Below are 25,634 nucleotides of genomic sequence, written 5' to 3'. Positions count from 1 at the left end.
AAGTTCACCTTCCGCGGCGAGGAGAAGACGGCTCTGCCGGACATGCCTCCGATCGAGGCGACGGGCTCCGGCCCGGACCTCTCCAAGGGCGCGTAGCACCGACTGCCCATAGCGGCAAGAAGGGCGGCCCCGGGACCGAAAGGTCCCGGGGCCGCCCTTCTTCGCGTGCGGGGGAGTGAACCCGACGCGCGGGCGTTGCCCAGGCCGGCCGGTCGTACACGCCCTGCCGGCGGTGACAAGCCGCACAGGGCAAATCGGACCTCCTACCACCTTTCGTAGATCGAGTGTCCGTTTTGCCCCCCGCTTTCGCCTGGCGGGGGGCCGTCAACAGGCGCCGGGGGCTCCCGCGCTGCTACGACCTTCGGTAGTAAAAGGGCGGTTTGGGGCAGAGCGGGGCGCCGGGTTACCAAAGTGGGCGAGCACCGCCCGGCACCCTCGGCACCCCCGAGCGAGCCGGGCCGCTTGTTGCCCTGTTCCCGGCCCCGGAGGTCCCCGCATGTCCGCGAAGCGCGTCAGCACCCGTCGTACCCGTCTCGCCCTCGCCGCCACCGGTCTCGGTGCGGCTCTGGCTCTCGGGGCCGGGACGACCGCCGCCTTCGCGGACGAGGCCCAGAGCGCCCTCACCGGTACCGCCGGGCTCGTGGCCGCCCAGGCGCGGGCCCAGACCCAGGCCGCCGCCACCGCCGCGAAGCCGGCGGTCACCTGGAAGAAGCCGGTCGCCCGGTACACGCTCTCCGCGACCTTCGCCCAGGCCGGCGGCCTGTGGGCGCACAAGCACTCCGGTCAGGACTTCGCCTGCCCGATCGGCACCCCGGTGCACGCGGCGAGCGCGGGCGTGGTCGTGAAGGCCGGCCCCAACGGCGGCGGCGACGGTCCGGCCTACGGCAACGCCATCGTGATCCGGCACGCGAACAACACGTACTCGCAGTACGCGCACCTCTCGCGGATCCAGGTCAGGATCGGCCAGAAGGTCGCGATGGGAGCGCAGATCGGCCTGTCCGGCAACACCGGGAACTCCACGGGCCCGCATCTGCACTTCGAGATCCGCACGACCCCGAACTACGGCTCGGCCGTCAACCCGGTCGCCTTCCTGCGCAAGGTCGGCATCACCGTCTGAGTCCCGTTCCGCCCGGGGCGGGGCGGCGGCCGTAGCCGCGGCCCCACCCCGGCGCGGGGGCTCAGTACAGCAGCCAGGCAGACGTCCGGCGGGCCATCGGGTCGAGCTTGCCCGCCTTGAGGGCGTCGACGCGGTCCTGCGGCAGGGCGTCGGCGTAGATCCGCAGGCTGTCCAGGGCGCCGTTCCAGGGGGCCGTCCAGTTGTCCTGGTGGCGGGAGCGGCCGAGCTGGAGCGGTCCGGGGGCCGCGAAGATACCGGCGGGCACCGACGCCTCGTTCGCCTTCTTGCCGTTCACGTACAGGGTGATCTTCTTGGTGGGAGCGTCGTAGGTCGCCGTCAGCTCCGAGAAGGTCCTGACCATCTTGGAGCTCACGCCGGAGACGACCGTGGTGGTGTTCTCGGCGCCCTGCTCACCGGTCTGCACCCGGAAGACCCAGGCCGGCTTGCCGTTCACCTCGTCCAGGCCCAGCTCGAAGGAGAACGACTTCTCGTTGCCCTGGCTGATGGCGATCTGGCGTCCCGTGGCGGTCCGGTTCCAGGCGCGGGCCGAGACGGTGAAGCTCTTGGACGTGTCTACGACGCGCTGCTGGGACTCGGCGAACGAGTTCGGGTTGCCCTTGAGGCGGACCTCGTAGCGCTTGTCGATGGGGAACACCCCGGCGTCGGGGCCCATCTTGAGGTTGAACTTGCCGATCTGGTCCCGGATGGTCGTCTGGTCGCCCGGTACGGTCGGCGTGAGGTCGGTGGGCGTCCCGTTCTGGGAGGGGGAGGCGGACGCCGAGGGCTTGCCGTCGGCGCCCTCGTCCGGTCCGCCGTCCTTGCCCTTGCCGAGCAGCAGGAACGTTCCTCCGGTGGCGAGCAGCGCCACCACGGTCACCCCGCCCACGATCAGCCAAAGCCGCTTCTTGCGCCGCGCCGCGGCCGAACGGTCCGCGAGCGCCTCCCAGTCGGGCTGCGAGGTCTGGGCGGGGACCGGCAGCGGCTGCTGCGGGGCCGGCTGCGGGGGTTGCCCCTGCTGGTAGGTGCCCTGCTGGTAGGGGCCCGGCGGGGGCTGCTGCGGGTAGCCGTACCCGCCCGTCTGCGGCGGCGGACCGAAGCCGCCCGCCGCCTGTTGGCCGCCGGGAGCGCCGGGCGGGAAGCCGTAGCCGCCGGAGGCGGGAGTTCCCGGCGGGAACCCGTAGCCGCCGCTCCCCGGGGCGGGCTGCTCGGGCTGCGGGCTGCTGGGGGGATTCGTACCGTCGGTCATTCCACGGATGCTAAGACATGAGCCCCGCGGAGCGAACGCCCCCGTGTTCCGATCGGGAACCGATCCGGATCAGGCGCCCTTGGCCCCCGGTTGCCCGGGCGGCAGGAGGATCGGGAAGCTGCCCGTCGCCGTCGGCGCGTGCTCCGGCAGCCACAGCACGGCCACCGCCCCGGCGGCCGCGCCCTCGCCCGCCGCCGCGGGCGCCGCCACGTTGCGGAACGTCAACCGGGCCCCCAGGACCCGCGCCTGGCCCTCCGCGATGGTCAGTCCCAATCCGTGCCCGACCCCGGCCCGGTCCGTCGACCCCGTACGGAAACGGCTGGGCCCCTCGCGCAGCAGCGCCTCCGGGAAGCCCGGCCCGTGGTCCCGTACGCGCACGACCCGGCCCTCGATGTCGACCTGGACGGGCGGCCGCCCGTATCGCCCGGCGTTGGCCAGCAGGTTCCCCAGGATGCGCTCCAGCCGGCGCGGGTCGGTGCTGACGATCTCGTCCGCGACGACCCGTACGGACGCCTCCGGCATCAGCGCCCGCACCCGCCGGGTCACGAACTCGCCGAGTGCCACGTCCTGGAGCTCGGCCCGCTCGGAGGCACTGTCCAGCCTGGCCACCTCCAACACGTCCTCGACCAGCGCGCGCATCGCCTGCGCCCGGTCCCGTACGAGCTCGGTCGGCCGGCCCGGAGGCAGCAGTTCCGCCGCCGTGAGCAGACCCGTGACCGGGGTGCGCAGCTCGTGCGCGATGTCGGCGGTCACCCGCCGCTCGGCCTCCACCCGCTGCTGGAGGGTGTCCGCCATGGCGTCCACCGCCCGCGCGAGGTCGTCCGTCTCGTCCCGTACGACGCCGCCCACCGCGTCCCGTACGCGTACGTCGGGATCACCGTGCGCCACCCGCTGCGCGGCGGCGGCCGCCTTGCGCAGCCGGCGCGAGATCTGCCCGCCGATGAGCACGCCGAGCGCCGAGCCGGCGAGCACCACCGACAGCGAGCCGACGACCAGCGCCCGGTCCAGGTCGCGCACCATGTTGGCGCTCTCGCGGAACTGGGTGTGCAGCGACACCACCTGGCCGTTGCCGAGCGGTACGGCGGCCCACACCTCGGGGAGCCCTCCCGGTCTCTCCTGGACGTAGGTACCGCGCCGTCCGCTGCGCGCCTTCTCGCGCAGCTCGGCGGGCAGGTCGGGGTCGTTGAGCTTGGCGCCCATGGGGGGCTTGCGCCCGGCCTCGGCGTTGCGGGAGATGAACTGCACGCGGTCCAACTGCACCTCGCGGGCGCTCTCCAACATCGACACGCGGGCGGCGCTGTGCACCACGAGGCTCAGCGCGACGGCGATCAGCGCGCCGACCGCGGCGACGGCGAGCGCGATCTTCCAGCGGATGCCGGTGCGCAGGGTGAACTGCTTCACTGCGTGGACCGTCTCATGCCTTGAGCTTGTATCCGAAGCCGCGGACCGTCTCGATCCGGTCCTGCCCGATCTTGGTGCGCAGTCGCTGGACGTGGACGTCCACGACGCGGGTGTCGCCGCCCCAGTCGTAGTCCCAGACCCGCTCCAGCAGCCGGTCGCGCGACAGGACGGTACCGGGCGCGGAGGAGAACTCCAGCAGCAGCCGCATCTCGGTGGGGGTCAGGGCCACGGGGGCGCCCGCCTTGCGCACCTCCATCCCCTCGGTGTCGACCTCCAGGTCGCCGAAGGCCAGGACGCCGCGCTCGCCGGAGTCCTCCTCGGCCCCCGGGCCGCCGCCGTTCACCCCGTTGGCGTGCCCGAAGCGGCGCAGCACGGCGCGGATGCGGGCGACGAGGACGGAGCCGTCGAACGGCTTGGTGACGTAGTCGTCGGCTCCCGCCTCCAGGCCCAGGACGACGTCGATGGAGTCGGCGCGCGCCGACAGCATGATCACGGGGACGGTGGACTCGTCGCGGATGCGGCGGCACAGGCTCACGCCGTCCATGCCGGGCACCATCACGTCGAGCAGCGCGATGTCGGGGCGCTTCGCCCGGAAGGACTCCAGCCCGGCGAGGCCGTCGGGCACGGCGGTGACCACGAAACCGTCGCGTTCCAGCGCCAGCGTCGTGGCCTCGCGGATGACGTCGTCGTCCTCCACGAACAGCACATGGGTCTCGGCCATGCGGAGCCTCGCTTCAGTTCTTGGGTGTCACGGCCGGGGCGGGCTGGGTACCGCCGTCGACGTTGCTGTAGTCCGTGTGGACCCGGTCCTGCTCGGAGAACCTGTCCCCGGTCCACCGGTACGTGATCACGTCCTCGCCGGACGGGTAGGACAGCGCGTCGCTCTTCGCGTACACCGGCTTGGTGACCACGAGGTCGCCCCGGTCGATCTCCGCGTAGACGGGCGGCTGCTCGTCCGCGAAGACATTCTCGTACGTCGTTCCCTCGGCGCGGTACACGTACGAGCCGCGCCCCAACGCGTCGGCGCACGACAGCACGTTCACCACGATGTCGACGACCGCGCCGCCGGTGACCTTCCCGTAACTGACGTCGACGGGGTACTCCTTGCCCGTGCAGGGCTTGAGGTCCCGCTTGACCTCGGCGCTGACCTTGGGGTCCGCCTTCAGCAGTGCCACCGGGTCCACCTTCGCGGCCGGCCGGCCCGAGGCCGCGGCGGAGGTCTCGGCGTGCGGGGACGCGGCCGAGCCGACCGGTCCGCCGGTGCGGGCCACGGTCTCGGTGCGGGCCGGGCCGCCGTCGCGCAGTCCCGTGCCGCCCGTGGCGCAACCGGCCGCGAGCAGCCCCGTGCCGACGAGGACGACCGTCCCCGCCGACATCAGCGCCAGCGGCCTTCTGCCGCCGGCTTCCTTGCCTTGGCCGTTCAGGCCGCGCACCGCTCCCGCCCCTCGTACCGCGCCGTGTGGTCACCGCGCTCCAACGCGCGCATGTCGAGGTCCCGGCTCTCCAGCTCCTGCCGGAGGCGGGCCAGTGCGCGGTGCAGGGTGCTCTTCACGGTTCCCGTCGACATGCCGAGCGCCGCCGCCGTCTCCTCGGTGCTCATCTGCTCCCAGTGTCGCAGCACGACGACGCTGCGCTGCTTGGGTGCCAGGACTTTCAGGATGTCCATCAGCAGGGCGCGGTCGGCGCGCTGGTCGGAGCCGTCCTCGACGGAGGCGTCGGGGAGCTGCTCGGTGGGGACCTCGTCGAGCTTGCGGGCCCGCCACCACTCGGTACGGGTGTTGATCATGACGCGGCGCAGGTAGGCGTCGGCCAGCGCCTTGTCGGCGATGCCGTCCCAGCGGCCGTACGTGCGCACCAGCGCGGTCTGGAGGAGGTCCTGGGCGTCGGTGGGGTCCGGGACGAGGCGCCGGGCGCTGCGCAGCAGCGCGTCCTGCCGGGTGCGTACGTACTCCTCGAATTCGAGTACCTCGCCGTGCGCCATCTCAGACCGCCTCCGTTCCGTCCCACCGTGCATCCGCTCGTTACGGATTCGAAGGTACGGAGGCGTTGTCACGGCATTGTGCGGGTCACCCTTCGGTGGGCGCACGGACACCCGTAGGTTGTGTAACAACGCCTTTGAGCTGCGGTTTCCCCGGCCGAAGCGGAGCCGCGGAGTCAACTTCGCGCGGCTCCGGAACCACCCGCTCGGGCGTCAGGTGCGCGGCAGTCGGTACATCCCCTGGGCGAGCGGTTCCACCAGCCCGTCGGACACCAACCCGTCCAGCGCGCGCGCCCGCTGCACCGGTTCGTCCCACACGGTGTCGAGCACCGATTGCGGAACGGGGCCCACCGCCTCCCGCAGCACCGCGAGGAGCCGGCCGCGCACCTGACGGTCCGTTCCGGCGTACGTCTGCCCCCGCCGCGGCGGCCCGTCGTGCGGCGGCTTCCCGGCGAGCAGCCACGCGCACTGCCCCGCCACCGGACAGCGGGCGCAGTCCGGGGACTTGGCCGTGCACACCAGCGCGCCGAGTTCCATCGAGGCCGCCGCCCAGCGCGCGGCGGTCGCCTCGTCGGCGGGCAGCAAGGCCCGGGCCAGGTGCCGTTCGGCGGCCGTGGTGGCGTTCGGCGGATACTCGACGCCGGTCACGGTGCGGGCGAGGACCCGGCGGACATTGGTGTCGAGCACCGCGTGGCGCCGGCCGTACGCGAAGGAGGCCACCGCCGCCGCCGTGTACTCGCCGATCCCGGGCAGCGCGAGCAACTGGGCGTGGTCCCGCGGTACGTCGCCGCCGTGCCGCTCCGTTATCGCGACGGCCGCGCCGTGCAGGCGCAGGGCCCGGCGGGGGTAGCCGAGCCGGCCCCAGGCCCGTACGGCCTCGCCCGGGGCGTCGGCGGCGAGGTCGGCGGGGCGGGGCCACCGGGCGAGCCACTGCTCGTACACCGGCAGGACCCGGCTGACCGGGGTCTGCTGGAGCATGAACTCGCTGACCATGACCCCCCAGGGGCCGGCCTCGGGGCGGCGCCAGGGCAGGTCGCGGGCGTGTTCGTCGAACCACGCGATCACGGGGGAGTGCAGCGCGTGGGAGACGTCGGGGGAGGGGGAGGTGGATGCAGTCATGGCACACGCATCCTGGCACGTTTCGCCCCCTTCGCGCCGGGCCCGGCGCGGTGGATCGGAGGTTCGCGGAGCCGAAGGCCGTACCCGGCCGGGCGTGGCGGGCCGCGCGATCACCCACCGTAGGCGTCGTCCGAGGCGCGCCGGCCGCTCATATGGCCTGATCTTTGCGGCCGGACGGGGCCGGCAGGATGATCATCGGCAAAACAAGCCGGTTGCGCGGCATGTGGGGCGCTGATCGCGGTCCCCGTTCTCGTAAAGTTCCGTTCGTGGGATCACTGCGCAATCCGGTCGGGCCGCTTCCCTCCTCCATTTACTGGCGACGGAGGGCTGTGCTGGCGTCCGTCGCCGCGCTCCTCGCGCTCCTCGCCGTATGGACCGTCAGTTCCGGTGGGGGCAAGCCGAGTACGAACGGCGAGGGCAAGGGCGGTCCGCGCCCCGTCACCTCGATCACCCCCGGCCCCTCGGGCTCCGGCCCGGCGATCAGCCAGGCGCCGGGCGGCCGTGACCCGGGTTCCGGTTCCGGCGCGGGCGCCGGGACCGGTTCCGGTACGGGCGCCGGCGCGGGCAAGAACGGCGAGACCGGCGGCGCCGGTCCGGGCGACGGCTCCGGCGCCGGCGGATCGGGCGCCGGAGCCCCGGTCCCCGTGGACTCCCCGCTGCCCGCGTGCGCGCCGAGCGTGGTGCAGTGGGAGGTCAAGAGCGTGAAGAACGAGTACGAGGCGAACGAGAAGCCCCGGCTCGAACTGATCGTCCGCAACGTGTCCGGTACCGCGTGCAAGGTCGGACTCGGCCCGAAGCAGGCCGTCGTGACGATCACTCAGGCGAGCGGCAACAAGCCGGTCTGGTCGGGCGCGGACTGCCCGACGGGCGCGGGGAACGTCTTCTACCGGTTGCCGGCGCAGGGTGAGGCCAAGCAGTCGCTGGAGTGGGACCGCAAGCCGAGCGCGCCCGACCAGTGCCAGACGCCCCCGGCGGGCTCGGCGGCGCCGGACACCTACGTGGTCGAGGTCAAGGCCCCCGGGATGCCGGTCGCCCGCACCTCGTTCGTCCTCAAGCAGGACTGAGCCGGCGGGAGGCGGCGCGGAGCCGCCTCCCGGGCCTACACGTAGCGTTCGAGGATCGAGGACTCCGCCAGGCGGGACAGGCCCTCGCGGACGCTGCGCGCCCTGGCCTCGCCCACACCGTCCACGGTCTGGAGGTCGTCCACGCTCGCGGCCAGCAGCTTCTGCAGGCCCCCGAAGTGCTCGACCAGCCGCTCGATGATCGCCCCCGGCAGCCGCGGCACCTTCGCCAGCAGCCGGTAGCCGCGCGGCGACACCGCCGAGTCCAGGGTCTCCGGCGAGCCGGTGTACCCCAGGGCCCGCGCGACGATCCCCAGCTCCAACAGCTCCGGGTGCGTCAGCGCGTCCAGCGCCGGCAGCGCCTCGTCCACCGTGCGGGAACGCTTCGCCGTCGGCTCCGGGACGTAGTCCCGGATGACCAGTTCCCGTTCCTGCTCGATCCCGACCGTCAGCTCGTCCAACTGGAGCGACAGGAGTCGTCCGTCGGTGCCGAGTTCCACCACGTATTCGGCGATTTCCGTGGCGATGCGGCGAACCATTTCCAGCCGCTGCGCCACCGCCGTCACGTCGCGCACCGTGACCAGGTCCTCGATCTCCAGCGCCGACAGCGTCCCCGCGACCTCGTCCAGCCGCAGCTTGTAGCGCTCCAGCGTGGCCAGCGCCTGGTTCGCCCGGGACAGGATCGCCCCGGACTCCTCCAGGACCCGGCGCTCCCCGTCGACGTAGAGCGCGATCAGTCGCATCGACTGGGACACGGACACGACGGGGAAACCGCACTGCTTCGAGACCCGGTCCGCCGTGCGGTGCCGGGTACCGGTCTCCTCGGTCGGGATCGACGCGTCGGGGACCAGCTGCACGCCCGCCCGCAGGATCTTGGTGAGGTCCTTGTCGAGGATGAGGGCGCCGTCGAGCTTGCACAGCTCGCGCAGCCGGGTCGCGGTGAACTCCACGTCCAGCACGAAGCCGCCGGTGCACATCGCCTCGACGGACTTGTCCATCCCGAGGACGATGAGGCCGCCGGTGTTGCCGCGGACGATCCGTTCGAGGCCGTCGCGCAGGGGCTGACCAGGTGCGACCGCGCTCAGCGAGGCACGCATCATGGCTTCCTGCCTGGAGCTCGCGCCCGACTTCCCGGATGCTGCTGCACCGTCCTTGGCTGCCACTGCACTCCTCCGGTCGCGGGTTGCGCCGCCTGCGTACGGCCGGGCGGACCAGCACAAAGTCTACCGGCGCGGTCTGCGCCTCCGCCGGGCCTTGTCGTGTATCGCCGTCGCGGGCTCCCGCCGGGTGTCCCGGCGAGAGCCCGCGGGCCCGGCTACTCGGCCGCCCGCTCCCGGGCCGGCGTGCGGGAGCGGCCCCGCGGCAGGACCCGTAGCGCGTCACCCATGTCCGCGACCTCGATCACCTTCATGCCGGCCGGTACCTTCCCCGGATCGCCCGGGACCAGCGCGTGCGTGAACCCGAGCCGATGGGCCTCCGCGAGGCGCCGCTGGACGCCGGTGACCCGCCGCACCTCGCCCGCGAGGCCGACCTCGCCGATCGCGACGAGGTTCTTCGGGAGCGGGACGTCGCTCGCCGCCGAGGCCAGCGCCAACGCGATCGCCAGGTCCGCGGCCGGCTCGGTGAGCTTCACCCCGCCCACCGTGGCGCTGTAGATGTCCCGCTTGCCCAGCGCAGTGATCCGGCCGCGCTGCTCCAACACCGCCAGCATCATCGAGACGCGCGAGGTCTCCAGGCCCGAGGTGGTCCGGCGCGGCGAGGGGATCTGCGAGTCCACCGTCAGCGCCTGCACCTCCGCGACCAGCGGCCGCTTGCCCTCCAGCGTCACCGTCAGACAGGTCCCCGGCACCGCCTCCGCGCGGCGTGTCAGGAACAGCCCGCTCGGATCTGCGAGCCCGGTGATGCCCTCGTCGTGCAGCTCGAAGCAGCCGACCTCGTCGGTGGCCCCGTAACGGTTCTTCACACCGCGCACCAGGCGCAGCCGGGCGTGCCGGTCGCCCTCGAAGCTCAGCACCACGTCCACCAGGTGCTCCAGCAACCGGGGGCCGGCGATCGCGCCGTCCTTCGTGACGTGGCCGACGAGCAGGGTCGACATCCCGCGCTCCTTGGAGGCCCGGATCAGCGCCCCGGCCACCTCGCGCACCTGCGCCATGCCGCCGGGCGCGCCGTCGATCTCGGGGGAGGCGACGGTCTGCACGGAGTCCAGGATCAGCAGCGAGGGCTTGACCGCGTCCAGGTGTCCGAGGACGGCGGACAGGTCGGTCTCGGCGGCGAGGTAGAGGTGGTCGTTCAGCGCGTTGATCCGGTCGGCCCGCAGGCGCACCTGACTCGCGGACTCCTCGCCCGTCACGTACAGGGTGCGGTGGTTCTCACCGGCCGCCTTCGCGGCGACGTCCAGCAGCAGGGTCGACTTCCCGACGCCCGGCTCGCCGGCCAGCAGCACGACGGCCCCCGGCACGAGCCCGCCGCCCAGGACCCGGTCCAACTCGTCCACGCCGGTGCTGCGGGCGGTCGCCGTACGACCGTCGACCTGGGCGATCGGGACGGCGGGGGACGAGACCCGGCCGGCCGCGGTGGTCCGCACGGCGGGCGCGCCCATCTCCTCGATCGTGCCCCACGCCTGGCACTCCGGGCACCGACCGAGCCATTTCGCGGTCGTCCAGCCGCACTCGGAGCAGCGGTAGGACGGCCGGTCCTTGGCGGATGAACGAGATGTACGGGCAGCCATGCGCACACCGTAGTCGCCGCCACCGACACCGCCGTCGAAACCGTCGCCCGCGCGACCGGTACGACGGGTCCGCGGGCGGCCCGCCGGTCGACGGCCGGGCGAGCGGCCGGTCGCCGCGTCAGGGGCGCTGTCAGCGCGGGCCTGATCTGTTCACCCGTAAGGGCTAAAACCGCTGAAGGCTTCCGGACCGCCGGCGGCGCGCCGCCTACGGTCGCCGAGTGAACAGCAGCAACCAACCGCAATCCCCGGCGCGCACCGGCGCACACCGGGCGCAGGGGCGCACGCCCTCCCGAGGACCCGAGCCGGGCCTCGCGGACGAGCAGCCGCCCCCCTTCCGGCACGAGCCCTACCTCGACGGACTGTTCACCTACTGCCTGTCGGTGCTGTGTGACCACGACACCGCCACCGACGTGCTCGGTGACGTCCTCGCCGTCGCCGAGCGGTATCCCGGTCGGTGCCCCGACGAAGGGGACCGGCGCGCGTGGCTGTACGCCCTCGCCCGCTGGGGCTGCCTGACCCGGCTGGGCGAACAGCGGCGCGGGCGCCAGGGGGCGCATTCCGCCCGGCGCACGCCGGAGCACACCGATGAAGAGCGTGCGCCGGAGGCTTTGGACGTGAGCGCCTACCGCCGTACCGAACTCGCCCGCCTCGCGTGGCCGGAAGCGGCCGGAACCACCCCCGAACAACGTGAGGCACTCGAACTCGCCGTCCGCCACCGCCTCGCCGTATCCGAGCTGGCCGCGGTCCTCGGCACCCAGGCCGCCACCGCCAGGGAACTGCTCACCGGCGCCGCCTGCGAGGTGGAGCGCACCCGCGCCGCCCTCGCCGTCGTCGAGACCGGCGACTGTCCGGCCGTGTCCCGGCTCACCGGCGACGGCCAGGTCTTGCTGTCCACCACCCTGCGCGCCGAGCTGGTGCGCCACGTCGACGACTGCCCGCGCTGCCGCCGGGTCGCCGAGCGGGTGGGCGCCGCGGCCCCCTGGCCCGGCTCCGGCGGGGTCCACACCCCTGGTCTCCCCCTGGTCCCAGCCCCCCGCACCGCCGTCCACGCCGCGATGCTGCGCTCCGGCCGGCGCCGCCGGGGCGGTCCCGGCCCGCGCTTCGACCGCACGGGCTTCCCGATGGACCCCAAGGACCGCGCGGCCCGCCGCGACCGGCTCCGGGCGCGGGCGGTCACCACCACCGTCGTCGCCACCGTCGTCGCCGCGCCCGTCCTCGCGCTGTGGGCCGCGTACCGGGGCGCCCCCGACACCGGCGAACCCGTCGGCGGCACCGCCGCCCGGATCTTCGCCGGCGAATCGGACCTCCCGCCCGCGCACATCGACGGCCACCCCCTGGCCGCCTACGAGAACGCGGGCAACACCGCCCACACCACCGGCGAGCCCGGCTTCGCGCGGGGCGCCGACGTCCCCGACGTCTCCGTCGAGGTGATCAGCCCCGGCGCGTCCGGCACCCCGGAACAGGGTGGCCCGGGCACTGCGGGCCACATCGGCGTGACCGCTCAGACCCGCGGCGGCACCACCCTGCTCACCCTCACCGCCTCCGGCGGCGCCCCGGTCGACTGGCGGCTGTGGTCGGACGCGCCGTGGCTCCGCGCGAGCCGGAGCGCGGGCACCCTGGCACCTGGAGAATCGGTCACCCTGTGGATCACCGTCGACACCCGGGCCCAGCCGGTCGGACCCTGGACGGCCCGGGTCGGGATCGACCCCGACGGCGCGGTGGTCTCCGTACGCGGCCGCGGTCGCCCGGCGCCGACGCCCACGCCGCCGTCCACCCCGGACCCGGACCCGGACCCGACGCCGACCCCGACGCCGCCGAGCCCCACGCCCACGCCCACCCCGGACCCGACGCCGACCCCGACGCCGCCGAGCCCCACACCGACTCCGACGGCGCCCGAAGGAACGGTTTCCCCGGACCCGGCCCCCGACCCCTCGGTCTCGGCGCCCTAGGGGGGCAGGGCCTGCGGCGGACCAGGTCCGCTACCGCGCCGCGGGCGGATCCGCCGGGTGCGGCGCCATCGGCAGCAGCGACGCCAGTCGCGCCTCGCACAGCTTCACCAGCTCCGCGTACGCCGCCTCGCCCATCAGCTCCGTCAGCTCGGGCCGGTAGGACACGTACACCGGCTCGCCGGCGCCGTGCGCGGAGGTGGCGGAGGTGCACCACCAGTGCAGGTCGTGGCCGCCCGGACCCCAACCGCGCCGGTCGTACTCGCCGATCGACACCTGGAGCACCCGGGTGTCGTCGGGCCGGTCGATCCAGTCGTACGTACGCCGGATCGGCAGCTGCCAGCACACGTCGGGCTTCGTCTCCAGCGGCTCCTGGCCGCTCTTCAGCGCGAGGATGTGCAGCGAGCAGCCCGCGCCGGCCGGGAAGCCGGGCCGGTTCAGGAAGATGCAGGCGCCGTCCCAGCGGCGCGTCTGCTTCTCCCCGTCGTCGTCCAGCTGCGTCCAGCCCGATTCGCTGCCGACGTCGTGGAACTGCCACAGCTCGGGCGTGAGCCGGGCCACGTGTCCGGCGACGCGCTTCTCGTCGTCCTCGTCGGAGAAGTGCGCGCCGAGCGTGCAGCAGCCGTCGGAGGCCCGGCCGGCCTGGATGCCCTGGCAGCCGCTGCCGAAGATGCACGTCCAGCGGGAGGTCAGCCAGGTCAGGTCGCAGCGGAAGACCTGTTCGTCGTCGGCGGGGTCGGGGAACTCCACCCAGGCCCGGGGGAAGTCGAGCCCCTTCTCGTCGGCCACGACCTTCGGCTTCTTGGGGGTCTTGGACATGTTGGCCTTCTTCGTATTTGGCACAAACCCAAGCCTAAGCGCCCCTTACCTCACTCATACGCGACGAGCCCAGTAGCGTTTCCGGTTATGAGACTCGGTGTCCTTGACGTGGGTTCGAACACGGTTCATCTGCTGGTGGTGGACGCGCATCCCGGCGCGCGCCCGTTGTCGGCGCACTCCCACAAGGTGGAGCTGCGGCTCGCGGAGCTGTTGGACGAGCGCGGCTCGGTCACGCCGGAGGGCATAGAACGGCTGGTGTCGGTGATCGGCGACGCGGTCGTGGCCGCCGAGGACAAGGGCTGCGAGGACGTGCTGCCGTTCGCGACGAGCGCGGTGCGGGAGGCGACGAACGCGGACGAGGTGCTGGCCCGGGTCAAGACCGAGACCGGTGTCGACCTCCCCATCCTCAGCGGTGAGGACGAGGCCCGCCTCACCTTCCTCGCGGTGCGGCGGTGGTTCGGCTGGTCGGCGGGCAAGCTGCTGGTCCTGGACATCGGCGGCGGCTCGCTGGAGATCGCCGTCGGCATCGACGAGGAACCCGACGCGGCGGTGTCCCTCCCGCTGGGCGCGGGCCGCCTCACCTCGGCGTGGCTGCCGGGCGACCCGCCGGCCCCGGCCGACGTGAAGGCGCTGCGCCGCCACGCGCGGGCGCAGATCGCCCGGACCGTGGGGGAGTTCAGCCGCTTCGGGGCACCGGACCACGTGGTCGCGACGTCGAAGACCTTCAAGCAACTGGCCCGGATCGCGGGCGCGGCCCGCTCGGCGGAGGGGTTGTACGTGCAGCGCGACCTGACGCGGAAGGCGCTGGAGGAGTGGGTGCCGCGACTGGCGGCGATGACGACCGCCGAGCGCGCCGCCCTCCCGGGGGTCTCCGAGGGGCGGGCGCGCCAACTGCTGGCGGGGGCGCTGGTGGCGGAGGGCGCGATGGACCTCTTCGGCGTGGACGAACTCGAAATCTGCCCCTGGGCCCTCCGCGAGGGCGTCATCCTCCGTCGCCTGGACCACCTCCCGACGTAGAGCTCCCGCGGCGGGGGCACGAGTACGGCTGCGGCCCGGGCCCCCGAACCCCGGCGACCCGCCCCGCCGGCCCGGGTCCGGCGCCGCGAGACGCCATTCCGCGCGACCGTGACCCCGGGCCGGGACCGCCCCGCCCGCGCCCCGCCCGCCCGGCCCGTCCCGCTCCGCGGCCCCCACCCCCGCCCCGGCCGGCCCGGGCGGTGGCATCGGTAACCTGTCCCCGTGGCAAAACCACCCCGGACCCCGACTCCCAAGGTCGCCCTCTCCACCGCCTCCGTCTATCCGGAGTCCACGGCGACCGCCTTCGAGATCGCCGCGCGCCTCGGCTACGACGGCGTCGAGGTGATGGTCTGGACAGATCCGGTCAGCCAGGACATCGACGCGCTGCGCCGCCTCTCCGACCGGCACGGCGTCCCGGTGCTCGCCATACACGCCCCCTGCCTGCTCATCACGCAGCGCGTGTGGTCCACCGACCCCTGGACCAAGCTCCGCCGCGCCCGCGCCGCGGCCGAGCGGCTCGGCGCGAGCACCGTCGTCGTGCACCCCCCGTTCCGCTGGCAGCGCCAGTACGCCCGTGACTTCGTCAGCGGCATCTGGCGCATGGCCGACGAGACCGACGTCCGCTTCGCCGTCGAGAACATGTACCCCTGGCGCTACCGCGACCGCGAGATGCTCGCGTACGCGCCCGAGTGGGACGTCACCAAGGACGACTACCGCCACTTCACCGTCGATCTCTCGCACACCGCCACCGCCCGCACCGACGCCGCCGCCATGGTCGACCGGATGGGCGACCGCCTCGCCCACATCCACCTCGCCGACGGCAACGGTTCCGCCAAGGACGAGCACCTCGTCCCCGGCCGCGGCACCCAGCCCTGCGCCGAACTGCTGGCCGGCCTGGCCCGTACCTCCTTCGACGGGCACGTGGTGATCGAGGTCAACACCCGCCGCGCCATGTCGTCCGCCGAACGCGAGGCGGACCTCGCCGAGGCCCTCGCCTTCACCCGGGCCCACCTCGCGGCCGTCCCCGACGTGCCCAAGCCGGCCCGCCGCCCATGACCGAGCCCGCACCGCGCCGCCGCCGCGGCCCCGGCCGCCCCCGCCAGGACGAGGTCGAAGAGGGGCCCGGCACCCAGGAGCGCATCCGCGTCGCGGCCCGCGCCGAGTTCGCGGCGCGCGGCTACGACAAGACCTCCGTGCGCGGCGTCGCGAAGGCCGCCGGCGTGGACCCGGCGCTGGTGCACCATTACTTCGGCAGCAAAGACGACCTCTTCGCCGCCGCGATCGAGCTGAGCCTGGAGCCCGCCCTCGTCGCCCCGCAGATCCTCGGCGGCGGCCCCGACGGCATCGGCGAGCGCCTGGCCCGCTACTTCCTGGGCGTGTGGGAGAACCCCGCCACCCGGGTGCCGCTGCTCGCCGTCATCCGGTCGGCGCTCACCCACGAAGCCGCGGCGAAGGTGCTGCGCGGGCTCATCCTGCGCCGGGTCCTGGAGCGGGTCGCGGCCGAGCTCAACGTGCCCGACCCCACCCTCCGCGCGGAACTCGCCGCCTCCCACATGGTCGGCATCGTGATCCTGCGCTACGTCGTCCAGGTCGAGCCCCTGGCCTCCGCCGAACCGGAGTCCATCGTCGCCCTCGTAGCCCCTACGCTGCAGCGCTACCTGACCGAGGACTGAGCCGGCCGTCCCGGCATCCGGACGCCTTGTCCGTATCCCGGGCGAGGAGCGTAGCCTCGTAACCGAGCCTTATCCACAGTCGCGGAGGCGTGCGAACGCCGCCGTACTCATGGGGAGTGAACCCGATGCCCGAGCTGAGGTCCCGCACCGTCACCCACGGCCGCAACATGGCAGGCGCACGCGCTCTGATGCGCGCCTCGGGCGTAGCGAGCGCGGACATCGGGAAGCCGATCATCGCGGTGGCCAACTCCTTCACCGAGTTCGTCCCCGGCCACACCCACTTGGCCCCCGTCGGTCGCATCGTCTCCGACGCCATCCTGGCCGCCGGGGCGGTCCCGCGCGAGTTCAACACCATCGCGGTCGACGACGGCATCGCCATGGGCCACGCCGGCATGCTGTACTCCCTGCCGTCCCGCGACCTCATCGCGGACAGCGTCGAGTACATGGTCGAGGCCCACTGCGCCGACGCCCTGATCTGCATCTCCAACTGCGACAAGATCACCCCCGGCATGCTGATGGCCGCCATGCGCCTCAACATCCCGGTCGTCTTCGTCTCCGGCGGCCCGATGGAGGCCGGCCAGGCCACGCTCGTCGACGGAACCGTCCGCAAGCTCGACCTGATCGACGCCATGGTCGACGCCTCCAACGAGAACGTCTCCGACGAGGACGTGCTCCGCATCGAGGAGAACGCCTGCCCGACCTGCGGTTCCTGTTCGGGCATGTTCACCGCCAACTCGATGAACTGCCTCGCCGAGGCCATCGGTCTCGCCCTCCCCGGCAACGGTTCGGTCCTCGCGACGCACACCGCCCGCCGCGCCCTGTACGAGGACGCCGGCCGGACGATCGTGGAGATCACCAAGCGCTACTACGAGCAGGACGACGCTTCGGTCCTGCCGCGCAACATCGCCACCCGCGAGGCCTTCGAGAACGCCATGGCCCTCGACATCGCCATGGGCGGCTCCACGAACACGATCCTCCACCTCCTCGCCGCGGCGCAGGAAGCGGGCCTGGACTACGACCTCAAGGACATCGACGCCGTCTCGCGCCGCGTCCCGTGCCTGGCCAAGGTCGCGCCGAACGTGGCGCCCGGCGGCACGTACTACATGGAGGACATCCACCGCGCCGGCGGCATCCCCGCCATCCTCGGCGAGCTGCACCGCGGCGGCCTCCTCAACAAGGACGTCACCACCGTCCACTCCGACAACCTCGAAGACTGGCTGGCCACGTGGGACGCCCGCTCGGGCACGGCCTCCGACGAGGCCATGGAGCTGTGGCACGCGGCCCCGGGCTGCAAGCGTTCCGCGACCGCCTTCTCCCAGTCCGAGCGCTGGGAGACCCTCGACCTGGACGCCGAGGGCGGCTGCATCCGCTCCGTCCAGCACGCCTACTCCAAGGACGGCGGACTGGCCGTCCTGCGCGGCAACATCGCCGCCGACGGATGCGTGGTCAAGACGGCGGGCGTCGACGAGTCGATCTGGACCTTCGAGGGCCCGGCCGTGGTCTGCGAATCGCAGGACGAGGCCGTCGACAAGATCCTGCGCAAGGAGATCAAGGCGGGCGACGTCGTCGTCATCCGCTACGAGGGCCCGCGGGGCGGCCCCGGCATGCAGGAGATGCTCTACCCGACCTCCTTCCTCAAGGGCCGCGGCCTCGGCAAGACCTGCGCGCTGGTGACCGACGGCCGCTTCTCCGGTGGCACCTCGGGCCTCTCCATCGGCCACGCCTCCCCGGAGGCCGCCTCGGGCGGCACCATCGCGCTCGTCGAGGACGGCGACCGGATCCGCATCGACATCCCGAACCGCTCGATCGAGCTGCTCGTCTCCGACGAGGAACTGGCGGCCCGCCGCGCGGCCCTGGGCGGCGTCTACGCCCCCAAGAACCGCGAACGCAAGGTCTCGGCGGCGCTGCGCGCCTACGCCGCGATGGCCACCAGCGCCGACAAGGGCGCGGTCCGCGACGTGTCCCGCCTGAGCTGAGCGCCCGCCCCGTTCCGCCCCCGAACCCCGCCGGTCGTCCTCACCACCCGGCGGGGTTCGCCGCGTCCACGGCGAACACCGACCCGTCGGGCGCGGACGCGTACACCACGCCGTCCGCGACGACGGGCGCGGGCAGCGACGCGGCGAAGGCGCCGGGACCGGCGCCCATCCGCGGCCGGGTCTGCCCCGTCAGCCGTCCGTCCGAGGCCCCGACCGCGAGCAGACGCCCGTCCGGCGCGGTCAGGTAGACCCGCGCGTCGGCGACCGCCGGCCGGGACGCGACCGCCAACCCCGTCTCCAGCCGCCACCGCTCCCGCTCCGGGCCCACCGCGGCCAGCCCGCCCGAGGAACCCACGAGGTACACGACGCCGTCGGGGCCCGCCGTCGCCTGCGCCTCGTACAGGGGGACGGCCAGGGTGACCCGCCGCACCGCGCGCGTGGTCAGGTCCACGCGGACGACGGCGTCCGTCTTGCCCTGCGCGTCGTTCGCCAGGAGGTACGCGCCGCCCTGCACGGTGGCGACCGGCTGGAGGAGCCCCGCCGTGCGCAGTTGCCAGCGCACACTCCCGTCGCCCGGGTCCACCGCCGCCACCTGGGTCCGCGAGCCGTCCGGCTCGCGCGTCGCCACGTACAGCGCGGGCCGGCCCGAGGCGTCGGGGCCGGCCCACCACACCGAGCCGGTCCCGCCGATCCGCCGGCTCCACTTCGGTGCGCCGGTCGCCGCGTCCAGCAGGGTCACGTCCCCGTCCGAGGCGGCGGTCAGGACGTGCCCGGTCTCCGCGACCACCTGGGCCCCGCCGGGCAGGTTCCGCTGCCAGCGCCGCGCGCCGGTGGCCGGGTCCAGGGCCTGAAGTACATCGCCGCCCGTCCCGACGGTGAGCACGAGACCGCCCGCGTACAGGGGCGCCCGGGCGGAGACCGGCCCGGGGACCGCCCGCGCGGGGACCGTCCAGCCGAGGGAACCGTTCGCGGGGTCCAGCCGGGCCGCCGCCAGCCCCTGCCCCGCGCAGTACAGCGCGACGGCCCCCCAGGAGCACGCCCCGATCCGCTTCCCGGCGTCGGACCCGCCCAGGGCCACCGACCAGGGCGCGAAGCCCTTCGTCGGACCGGCCTGCGCCTTCTTCGCGGCCGGTGAGGCGGGCGATTCCTCCCCCGTCGCGGAGCCGAGGTAGCCGCCGACGGCGCCACCCGCGAGCAGCACCACCAGGCCCGCCGCCCACGCCGTCCGGACCCGCCGGCGCGCCGGTCGGCCCGCGCCGGCGCCACCGGGTCCGGACCCGTCGGGCGCGGGGGGAGGGTCGAGCCTCTCCCGTCGGTGCGTGTCGACGTCCGCGCCACGGGCACCGACGCCCCCCGCCGCGACGACCCCGACCGCCCGGCGCGGCTGCGGGGTGAACGTCTGGGTGTCCTCGCCCGTCGGGTAGGCCAGCTCCCGCATCCGCGCGATCAGCGCGTCGGCGGTCGGCCGCTCGGCCGGGTCCTTCGCCAGGCAGCGGGCGACGAGCGGGACGAGCGGCCCCGGCAGCCCCGTCAGATCCGGCTCGCCGTGCACCACCTGGTAGGCGACGAGGTAGTGGCTGTCGGAGTCGAAGGGGCCGCGCCCGGTCGCCGCGTGCACCAGCACCGCGCCCAGCGCGAACAGGTCGGCGGCCGTGCCCACCTCGCGCGGCCGTTGGAACTGCTCCGGCGCCATGAACGGCGGCGTCCCGATCAGCTTGCCCGTCTCGGTCCGCAGGTCGCTGTCGGCAGGCCGCGAGATGCCGAAGTCGATGACGCGCACCCCGTCCGGGGCCATCAGGACGTTGCTGGGCTTGAGGTCCCGGTGCACCACCCCGGCCCGGTGGATGTCCCGCAGCGCCTCGGCCAGCCCGGCGGCGAGCCGCGTCAGCTCGGCGGCGTCCAGCACGCGTTCGCGTACCCGCTCGGAGAGCGTCGGCGCGTCGATGAACAGCGTGGCCATCCAGGGCCGTTCGGCGTCCGGGTCGGCGTCCACCACCGGCGCGGTGAAGGCCCCGCTCACCCGCCGCGCGGCCGCGACCTCCTGCCGGAACCGCGCCCGGAACTCCGGGTCCACCGCGTGCTGCGCGTGCACCACCTTGACGGCGAGTTTCAGCCCCGAGCTGGAGGTGGCCAGGTGGACGACGCCCATGCCGCCGGAGCCGAGCACGGATTCGAGCCGGTAGTGCCCGGCGTACTCGGGAAAGCCCGCGTAGTCCGCGCGCCGCGCATGCACCACTCACCACCCCCGCCGGAGCCTAGTCGATGGCCCGTGCGACCATCCAAGGGCTTGCCGCCCTGCGCGAGTTGTGCGGGGCAACACCCACGGGGGGAGTTCTCACATGACGGCCCAGAACGATTCCGGCCAGGTCCAGAGCCTGTCCGGGTCCGGTTTCCCGACCTTTCCGGTAGCCCCGGGTTACCAGGTCAACGTCCGCACCGGCCCGGGTACCGGCTACTCCATCTCCCGGGTCCTGCCGCTCGGCGCGTACGTCTCCATCCACTGCCAGTGCGACGGCACCACGGTCTCCGGCCCCTACGGCACCACGGACATCTGGGACTGCGTCGGCAACGGCGAGTTCGTGTCCGACGCGTACGTGAAGACGGGCAGTGACGGGTACGTGGCCACCCGCTGCGGCTGACCCGCCGCGACCGTCCCACGGTTCTGCCAGGTGAGACGCACCCGTCGGGTGCGTCTCCGGCTGGAATAATCGTCGGTGTGAGCGACGACCAGCGAGACCAGACGCCCGCCGAGCCGGCCCCGACCGCCGCCGGACCGCGCCCCGAACCCCTCCGGTTCTTCGGCACGACCTGGGTCGACCACGACGGCGGCTACGCCCTGCGCCGCGCCGGCGTCGCCGTCGGGTCCCTGGTCTCCGCCTTCGCCGCCGCGTACCTGCTGCGCTTCGCCTACGAGGGGCTGGAGATCGGCGACGTCGGCCCGTTCCTCAGCATCTCCGTCGTGGTCCTCTTCGCGATCGCCAGCGCCATCGCGTTCGTCAAGACCTGGGAGTCGTTCGGCCGCCGCCCCCGGCCGTCCTCCGACGAGGCCGCCCTCAAGGGCCTCAAGGCCATCGGTTTCATCGGCTCCCTCATCGCGTACTTCCTGCGCAGCCTGACCGAGGCCCCGGGCGAGAAGCTCGCCCGCGCCGAGTACGACAAGGCCCGCGCCGAGTACGCCCGCCGCCGCGACACCCGGACGGGCAACCCCGCCGCCCGCCGGCCCAAGCGCAAGAAGTAGCCAGGACCGCCCCACAGCCGCCGCCGTCCGCCCGGACCGGTTGACGCCCGGGCACCGCCGGGAGCATTATTCATCAAGTGATGAATAAATCGCCCGACGGTGGCGCGCCCGCCGTCCACGCCCAGCACCTCACCGTGCGCCGCGGCGCCGGCCGCAACCCCCGCACGGTGCTCGACGACCTCGCCTTCGAAGTCCCCCGTGGCCGCATCACCGGCCTCCTGGGCCCCTCCGGCTGCGGCAAATCCACCCTCATGCGCTCCATCGTCGGCACCCAGGCCCACGTCACCGGCACCCTCGACGTCCTCGGCCGCCCCGCCGGCCACCCCGAGCTGCGCTCCCGCATCGGCTACGTCACCCAGGCGCCCTCCGTCTACGACGACCTCACCGTCCGGCAGAACCTCGACTACTTCGCCGCCGTCCTCGATCCCGGCCGCGCCGTCGCCGAACGCCGCCGCGCCGACGTCACCCGCGCCATCGCCGACGTCGACCTCACCACCCACGCCACCGCTCTCGCCGGCAACCTCTCCGGAGGCCAGCGCAGCCGCGTCTCCCTGGCGGTCGCGCTACTCGGCGCCCCCGAACTCCTGGTCCTCGACGAACCCACCGTCGGCCTCGACCCCGTCCTGCGGCGCGACCTGTGGAACCTCTTCCACGAACTCACCGCCGTCCGCGGCGCCACGCTCCTCGTCTCCTCCCACGTCATGGACGAGGCCGAGCGCTGCCACGACCTCCTCCTCATGCGCGAAGGCCGCATCCTCGCCCAGGACACCCCCGACGCGCTCCGCACCCGCACCCACTGCGCCACCGTCGAAGAAGCCTTCCTGCGCCTCGTCGACGAGGCCGACGCCCGAGCCCGGGAGCAGACCCGATGAACACCGCCCGCACCACCGCCACCGCCGGCCGCGTGCTGCGTCAGCTCGTCCACGACCCGCGCTCGATCGCGCTGATGCTGCTGGTCCCCGTACTGATGCTGACGCTGCTCCGCTTCGTCTTCGACGGGAGGGCACGCACCTTCGACAGCGTCGGCGCGTCCCTCCTCGGGATCTTCCCCCTCATCACCATGTTCCTGGTGACCTCCATCGCCACCCTGCGGGAACGCACCTCCGGCACCCTGGAACGCCTCCTGGCCATGCCGCTCGGCAAGGGGGACCTCATCGCCGGCTACGCCCTCGCGTTCGGAGCCGTCGCCGTCGTCCAGTCCCTCCTCGCCACCGGCCTCGCCCTCTGGGTACTCGGCCTGGACATCCTCGGCTCCCCCTGGCTGCTCCTGCTCGTGGCGCTCCTCGACGCCCTCCTCGGCACCGCCCTCGGCCTGTTCGTCTCCGCCTTCGCCGCCTCCGAGTTCCAGGCCGTCCAATTCATGCCGGCGGTGATCTTCCCCCAGCTCCTGCTCTGCGGCCTCCTGGCGCCCCGCGCCACCATGCAACCCGTCCTGGAGGGCCTCTCCGACGTGCTGCCGATGTCCTACGCCGTCGACGGCATGACCCAGGTCCTCGGCCACACCGACATGACCGCCGACTTCGTCCGGGACGTCGTCATCGTCGCCGCCTGCGCCCTGCTCGTCCTCGCCCTCGGCGCGGCCACCCTGCGCCGCCGCACCCCGTAGCCCCCCGCCGCCGACCGCACGTACCGCACTGACCGCACTGCGGACACCAGGGCCCGGCACCCCGCCCGGGTGCAAGGATGAGGACATGACCCAGACAGTCGCCGTCCTCGGCACCGGAAAGATCGGCGAGGCCCTGCTCAGCGGGATGATCCGCGGCGGTTGGCCGGCCGGCAAGCTCCTCGTCACCGCCCGCCGTGCCGAACGGGCCGCGGAACTCCGCGACCGCTACGGCGTCGAGGCCGTCAGCAACGCCGAGGCCGCGAAGCGCGCGGACACCCTCATCCTCACCGTCAAGCCGCAGGACATGGGCAAGCTCCTCGAAGAGCTCGCCCCGCACGTCCCCGCCGACCGCCTGGTCATCAGCGGCGCCGCCGGAGTCCCCACCTCCTTCTTCGAGGAACGGCTCGCCCCCGGCACGCCCGTCGTCCGGGTCATGACGAACACCCCCGCCCTCGTCGACGAGGCCATGTCCGTCATCTCCGCCGGCAGCCACGCGACCGCCGCGCACCTCGCCCACACCGAGGAGATCTTCGGCGGCGTCGGCAAGACCCTGCGCGTCCCCGAGTCCCAGCAGGACGCCGCGACCGCCCTCTCCGGCTCCGGCCCCGCCTACTTCTACTTCCTGGTCGAGGCCATGACCGACGCGGGCATCCTCCTCGGCCTGCCCCGCGCCCAGGCCCACGACCTGATCGTGCAGGCCGCGATCGGCGCCGCCGTGATGCTCCGCGACAGCGGCGAGCACCCGGTCAAACTCCGCGAGGCCGTCACCTCCCCGGCCGGCACGACCATCAACGCCATCGTCGAGCTGGAGAAGCACGGCGTGCGCGCGGCCCTGATCGCCGCCCTGGAAGCCGCCCGCGACCGCAGCCGCGAGCTCGCCTCAGGCAACAGCTGACGGCCGACGGCCGACAGCGGTACGGTCCCCGCCCCGGAGCGGGGACCGTACCGGGGCGAGTCCCGGCCTTCAGCGCTCCAGCAATCCGATGGCCCGGTACGCCCGGTCCACCACCGGCCGCGCCAGCCCGCGCGCCCGCTCCGCACCGGCCCGCAGCACCCGCTCCACCTCGGCGGGATCGGCCGCCAGCTCCGCGTGCCGGGCCTGCACCGGACGCAGCAGCTCGACCACGGCCTCGGCGACGTCCCGCTTGAGCGCCCCGTACCCCGTGTACTTCTCGGCCAGCACAGCCGGCTCGACGCCCGTACAGGCGGACAGGATGTCGAGCAGGTTGGCCACCCCCGGTCGCGCGGCCCGGTCGTGGACGACCCCGCCGTCCCCGTTGTCGGTGACCGCCCGCATCACCTTCTTGGTGATCACCGCCGGTTCGTCGAGCAGATAGACGATCCCCGCCCCGTTCTCGTGCGACTTCCCCATCTTGGACGCGGGGTCCTGGAGGTCCATGACCCGCGCGGCCACGGTGGGCAGCACCACCCGCGGCACCGTGAAGGTGTGCCCGTACCGCTGGTTGAACCGGACCGCCAGATCGCGCGCCAACTCGACGTGTTGCCGCTGGTCCTCGCCGACCGGCACCTCGGACGCCCCGTACGCCAGGATGTCGGCGGCCATCAGCACCGGATACGTCAGCAACGACAGCCGCACCCCGTCCCCGGCCTCCCGCGCCCTCGCCGCCTTCTCCTTGTACTGGATCATCCGCCGCATCTCACCGTCGCCGGCGGTGCACTCCAGCAGGTACGAGAGCCGGGTGTGCTCGTCCACGTGGCTCTGCACGAACAGCGTGCACTTCCGCTCGTCCAGCCCGGAGGCCAGGAACAGGGTGGCCGCCTGCCTGGTGAGCCGTCGCACCCGCACCGGATCGTGGTCGACGGTCAGCGCGTGCAGGTCCACCACGCAGAACAGCGCGTCGTCCGGCTCGCCCTCGACCGCGACCCACTGCCGGATGGCGCCCAGGTAGTTCCCCAGCGTCAGGTGCCCGCTCGGCTTGATCCCGCTGAAGATCCTCGTCATGTCCTGTCTCCCTGTGTGAGTGTCCGGTCGGCCGTGCGGCCAACCGGTCGGGGGCGCCGCGTGGGGCGACCGAGCCACTCCCGGGGGGAGAAACAGAAACGGCCGCCGAAGCGGCGGCCGTGAGCGCATGCGTGCTCGGGTTGGGATCGGCCGCCGTCAGGCGGCCCACCAGCGGAGGCTGGACGTGAGCGCATGCGTAGTCATGAGGAAGAGGCTAGCGGGCGAGCCGGCCGTCCCGCCAGGGTTGACACACCTGTGGCAGCTCCGTAAGGTTCTTCGAGTTGTCCGAAGTGAGCGCCGACCCCGGTCGGTCCCCGGACGGCCATCCCGCACTACACATTCGAACGAACGGCGCATTGTGTCGTCTTGTTTTCATGCGTATTTGCGAATGAGGAATCCGTGTCCTAGGACGCAGCCGCCGATTGGCTTCGGGGGCAGGGAATCCGCTACTGTCTCACTCGCCGCGAGGGCCCAACAGCCCGACCGGCACATCCCGCTGACCGGGAGTCAGGCCCGAAAGGTTCTGATAGAGTCGGTCTCGCCGGAAAGGGAAACGCGAAAGCGGAGAACTGGAAAGCGAATCCCGCTTCGACCGGGAATCGGACACGAAAGAGTCTGATAGAGTCGGAAACGCAAGAACAAAACGAAGAACAAAGGAAGCGCCCGGAGGAAAACCCGCGAGGGTGAGTACGAAGGAAGCGTCCGTTCCTTGAGAACTCAACAGCGTGCCAAAAATCAACGCCAGA

At 73.2% G+C, this 25,634-nt stretch carries 24 protein-coding genes; 12 read left to right on the top strand and 12 right to left on the bottom strand.

From position 1 onward, the window contains the following. Positions 1–496: 496 nt before the first annotated feature. The gene (locus E6R62_RS35240; RefSeq protein WP_136217553.1) at positions 497–1,117 is read left to right on the top strand and encodes a M23 family metallopeptidase; all 621 of its coding nucleotides are present in this window, start codon (positions 497–499) and stop codon (positions 1,115–1,117) included. A 61-nt stretch (positions 1,118–1,178) separates the two neighbouring features. On the opposite strand, the gene E6R62_RS35235 is transcribed toward E6R62_RS35240, so the two are convergent. The 6 genes from E6R62_RS35235 to E6R62_RS35210 all read right to left on the bottom strand — a co-directional run bounded on the left by E6R62_RS35235 (position 1,179) and on the right by E6R62_RS35210 (position 6,861). Continuing rightward, positions 1,179–2,363 (bottom strand): LamG-like jellyroll fold domain-containing protein, encoded by a 1,185-nt coding sequence (locus E6R62_RS35235; protein ID WP_136217552.1) that lies wholly within the window; start codon positions 2,361–2,363, stop codon positions 1,179–1,181. 69 nt (positions 2,364–2,432) lie between these two features. Next, complete coding sequence (gene cseC / locus E6R62_RS35230; RefSeq protein ID WP_136217551.1) at positions 2,433–3,764, bottom strand: two-component system sensor histidine kinase CseC; 1,332 nt, start codon at positions 3,762–3,764, stop codon at positions 2,433–2,435. A gap of 13 nt (positions 3,765–3,777) precedes the next feature. Continuing rightward, positions 3,778–4,485, bottom strand: a complete 708-nt coding sequence (cseB, locus tag E6R62_RS35225; RefSeq protein ID WP_136217550.1) for a two-component system response regulator CseB — start codon at positions 4,483–4,485, stop codon at positions 3,778–3,780. A 13-nt stretch (positions 4,486–4,498) separates the two neighbouring features. Continuing rightward, positions 4,499–5,140 (bottom strand): hypothetical protein, encoded by a 642-nt coding sequence (locus tag E6R62_RS35220; protein WP_136217557.1) that lies wholly within the window; start codon positions 5,138–5,140, stop codon positions 4,499–4,501. 44 nt (positions 5,141–5,184) lie between these two features. Continuing rightward, positions 5,185–5,745: a SigE family RNA polymerase sigma factor gene (locus E6R62_RS35215; RefSeq protein ID WP_136217549.1), complete on the bottom strand. Its 561-nt coding sequence runs from the start codon at positions 5,743–5,745 to the stop codon at positions 5,185–5,187. A 210-nt stretch (positions 5,746–5,955) separates the two neighbouring features. Continuing rightward, positions 5,956–6,861, bottom strand: coding sequence for an A/G-specific adenine glycosylase (locus E6R62_RS35210; RefSeq protein WP_206308940.1), 906 nt, complete (start codon positions 6,859–6,861; stop codon positions 5,956–5,958). 266 nt (positions 6,862–7,127) lie between these two features. Here E6R62_RS35210 and E6R62_RS40015 point away from each other — a divergent pair, with 266 nt between their 5' ends. After that, positions 7,128–7,925 carry a hypothetical protein gene (locus tag E6R62_RS40015; protein ID WP_168714279.1) on the top strand — a complete coding sequence of 266 codons (798 nt, stop codon included), beginning with the start codon at positions 7,128–7,130 and terminating at the stop codon, positions 7,923–7,925. Between the two features lie 35 nt (positions 7,926–7,960). Here E6R62_RS40015 and disA read toward each other — a convergent pair whose 3' ends face one another. Together disA and radA are read right to left on the bottom strand one after the other, a co-directional pair. Continuing rightward, on the bottom strand, positions 7,961–9,085 hold the full coding sequence (disA, locus tag E6R62_RS35195) for a DNA integrity scanning diadenylate cyclase DisA (RefSeq protein ID WP_136217547.1): 1,125 nt from the start codon (positions 9,083–9,085) through the stop codon (positions 7,961–7,963). Between the two features lie 152 nt (positions 9,086–9,237). Continuing rightward, positions 9,238–10,650 carry a DNA repair protein RadA gene (gene radA / locus E6R62_RS35190; RefSeq protein ID WP_136217546.1) on the bottom strand — a complete coding sequence of 471 codons (1,413 nt, stop codon included), beginning with the start codon at positions 10,648–10,650 and terminating at the stop codon, positions 9,238–9,240. A gap of 218 nt (positions 10,651–10,868) precedes the next feature. On the opposite strand from radA, the gene E6R62_RS35185 reads away from it, so the two are divergent. Next, a complete protein-coding gene (locus E6R62_RS35185; protein WP_136217545.1) occupies positions 10,869–12,599 on the top strand; it encodes a sigma-70 family RNA polymerase sigma factor in 1,731 nt (576 codons plus the stop codon). 30 nt (positions 12,600–12,629) lie between these two features. Here E6R62_RS35185 and E6R62_RS35180 read toward each other — a convergent pair whose 3' ends face one another. After that, on the bottom strand, positions 12,630–13,415 hold the full coding sequence (locus E6R62_RS35180) for a hypothetical protein (protein ID WP_136217544.1): 786 nt from the start codon (positions 13,413–13,415) through the stop codon (positions 12,630–12,632). An 87-nt stretch (positions 13,416–13,502) separates the two neighbouring features. Between E6R62_RS35180 and E6R62_RS35175 the strand changes: the two genes are divergently transcribed. The 4 genes from E6R62_RS35175 to ilvD all read left to right on the top strand — a co-directional run bounded on the left by E6R62_RS35175 (position 13,503) and on the right by ilvD (position 18,081). Continuing rightward, entirely contained in the window at positions 13,503–14,432 is a 930-nt protein-coding gene (locus E6R62_RS35175) for a Ppx/GppA phosphatase family protein (protein ID WP_136217543.1), read from the top strand. Between the two features lie 222 nt (positions 14,433–14,654). Next, on the top strand, positions 14,655–15,488 hold the full coding sequence (locus tag E6R62_RS35165) for a sugar phosphate isomerase/epimerase (RefSeq protein WP_136217541.1): 834 nt from the start codon (positions 14,655–14,657) through the stop codon (positions 15,486–15,488). Then, a complete protein-coding gene (locus tag E6R62_RS35160) occupies positions 15,485–16,105 on the top strand; it encodes a TetR family transcriptional regulator (RefSeq protein ID WP_136217540.1) in 621 nt (206 codons plus the stop codon). The genes E6R62_RS35165 and E6R62_RS35160 overlap by 4 nt, the downstream gene beginning before the upstream one ends. Before the next feature lie 125 nt (positions 16,106–16,230). Next, positions 16,231–18,081, top strand: coding sequence for a dihydroxy-acid dehydratase (gene ilvD / locus E6R62_RS35155; RefSeq protein ID WP_136217539.1), 1,851 nt, complete (start codon positions 16,231–16,233; stop codon positions 18,079–18,081). Positions 18,082–18,121: 40 nt separating this feature from the next. Here ilvD and E6R62_RS35150 read toward each other — a convergent pair whose 3' ends face one another. Further along, positions 18,122–20,314: a PQQ-binding-like beta-propeller repeat protein gene (locus E6R62_RS35150; RefSeq protein WP_240802081.1), complete on the bottom strand. Its 2,193-nt coding sequence runs from the start codon at positions 20,312–20,314 to the stop codon at positions 18,122–18,124. A 106-nt stretch (positions 20,315–20,420) separates the two neighbouring features. On the opposite strand from E6R62_RS35150, the gene E6R62_RS35145 reads away from it, so the two are divergent. From E6R62_RS35145 to proC, 5 genes are all read left to right on the top strand, one after another. Next, positions 20,421–20,720 carry a peptidase gene (locus tag E6R62_RS35145; protein WP_136217538.1) on the top strand — a complete coding sequence of 100 codons (300 nt, stop codon included), beginning with the start codon at positions 20,421–20,423 and terminating at the stop codon, positions 20,718–20,720. 77 nt (positions 20,721–20,797) lie between these two features. Further along, complete coding sequence (locus tag E6R62_RS35140; protein ID WP_136217537.1) at positions 20,798–21,319, top strand: hypothetical protein; 522 nt, start codon at positions 20,798–20,800, stop codon at positions 21,317–21,319. 80 nt (positions 21,320–21,399) lie between these two features. Next, complete coding sequence (locus E6R62_RS35135; RefSeq protein WP_136217536.1) at positions 21,400–22,191, top strand: ABC transporter ATP-binding protein; 792 nt, start codon at positions 21,400–21,402, stop codon at positions 22,189–22,191. After that, positions 22,188–22,925, top strand: coding sequence for an ABC transporter permease (locus tag E6R62_RS35130; RefSeq protein ID WP_168714278.1), 738 nt, complete (start codon positions 22,188–22,190; stop codon positions 22,923–22,925). The genes E6R62_RS35135 and E6R62_RS35130 overlap by 4 nt, the downstream gene beginning before the upstream one ends. 85 nt (positions 22,926–23,010) lie before the next feature. Then, positions 23,011–23,820: a pyrroline-5-carboxylate reductase gene (gene proC / locus E6R62_RS35125; protein WP_136217535.1), complete on the top strand. Its 810-nt coding sequence runs from the start codon at positions 23,011–23,013 to the stop codon at positions 23,818–23,820. Positions 23,821–23,889: 69 nt separating this feature from the next. Here the strand turns inward: proC and trpS are convergent, their stop codons facing one another. Beyond that, the gene (gene trpS, locus E6R62_RS35120) at positions 23,890–24,888 is read right to left on the bottom strand and encodes a tryptophan--tRNA ligase (protein ID WP_136217534.1); all 999 of its coding nucleotides are present in this window, start codon (positions 24,886–24,888) and stop codon (positions 23,890–23,892) included. A gap of 454 nt (positions 24,889–25,342) precedes the next feature. Next, the coding region (locus E6R62_RS40425; RefSeq protein ID WP_206308938.1) for a hypothetical protein at positions 25,343–25,634 on the bottom strand (292 nt) is incomplete at its 5' end.

This window comes from Streptomyces sp. A1136, from assembly GCF_004795055.1.
Classification (GTDB): Bacteria; Actinomycetota; Actinomycetes; order Streptomycetales; family Streptomycetaceae; genus Streptomyces.
Note: the sequence above shows the minus strand (reverse complement) of the source record. Positions and strands in the feature narration are given on the sequence as shown.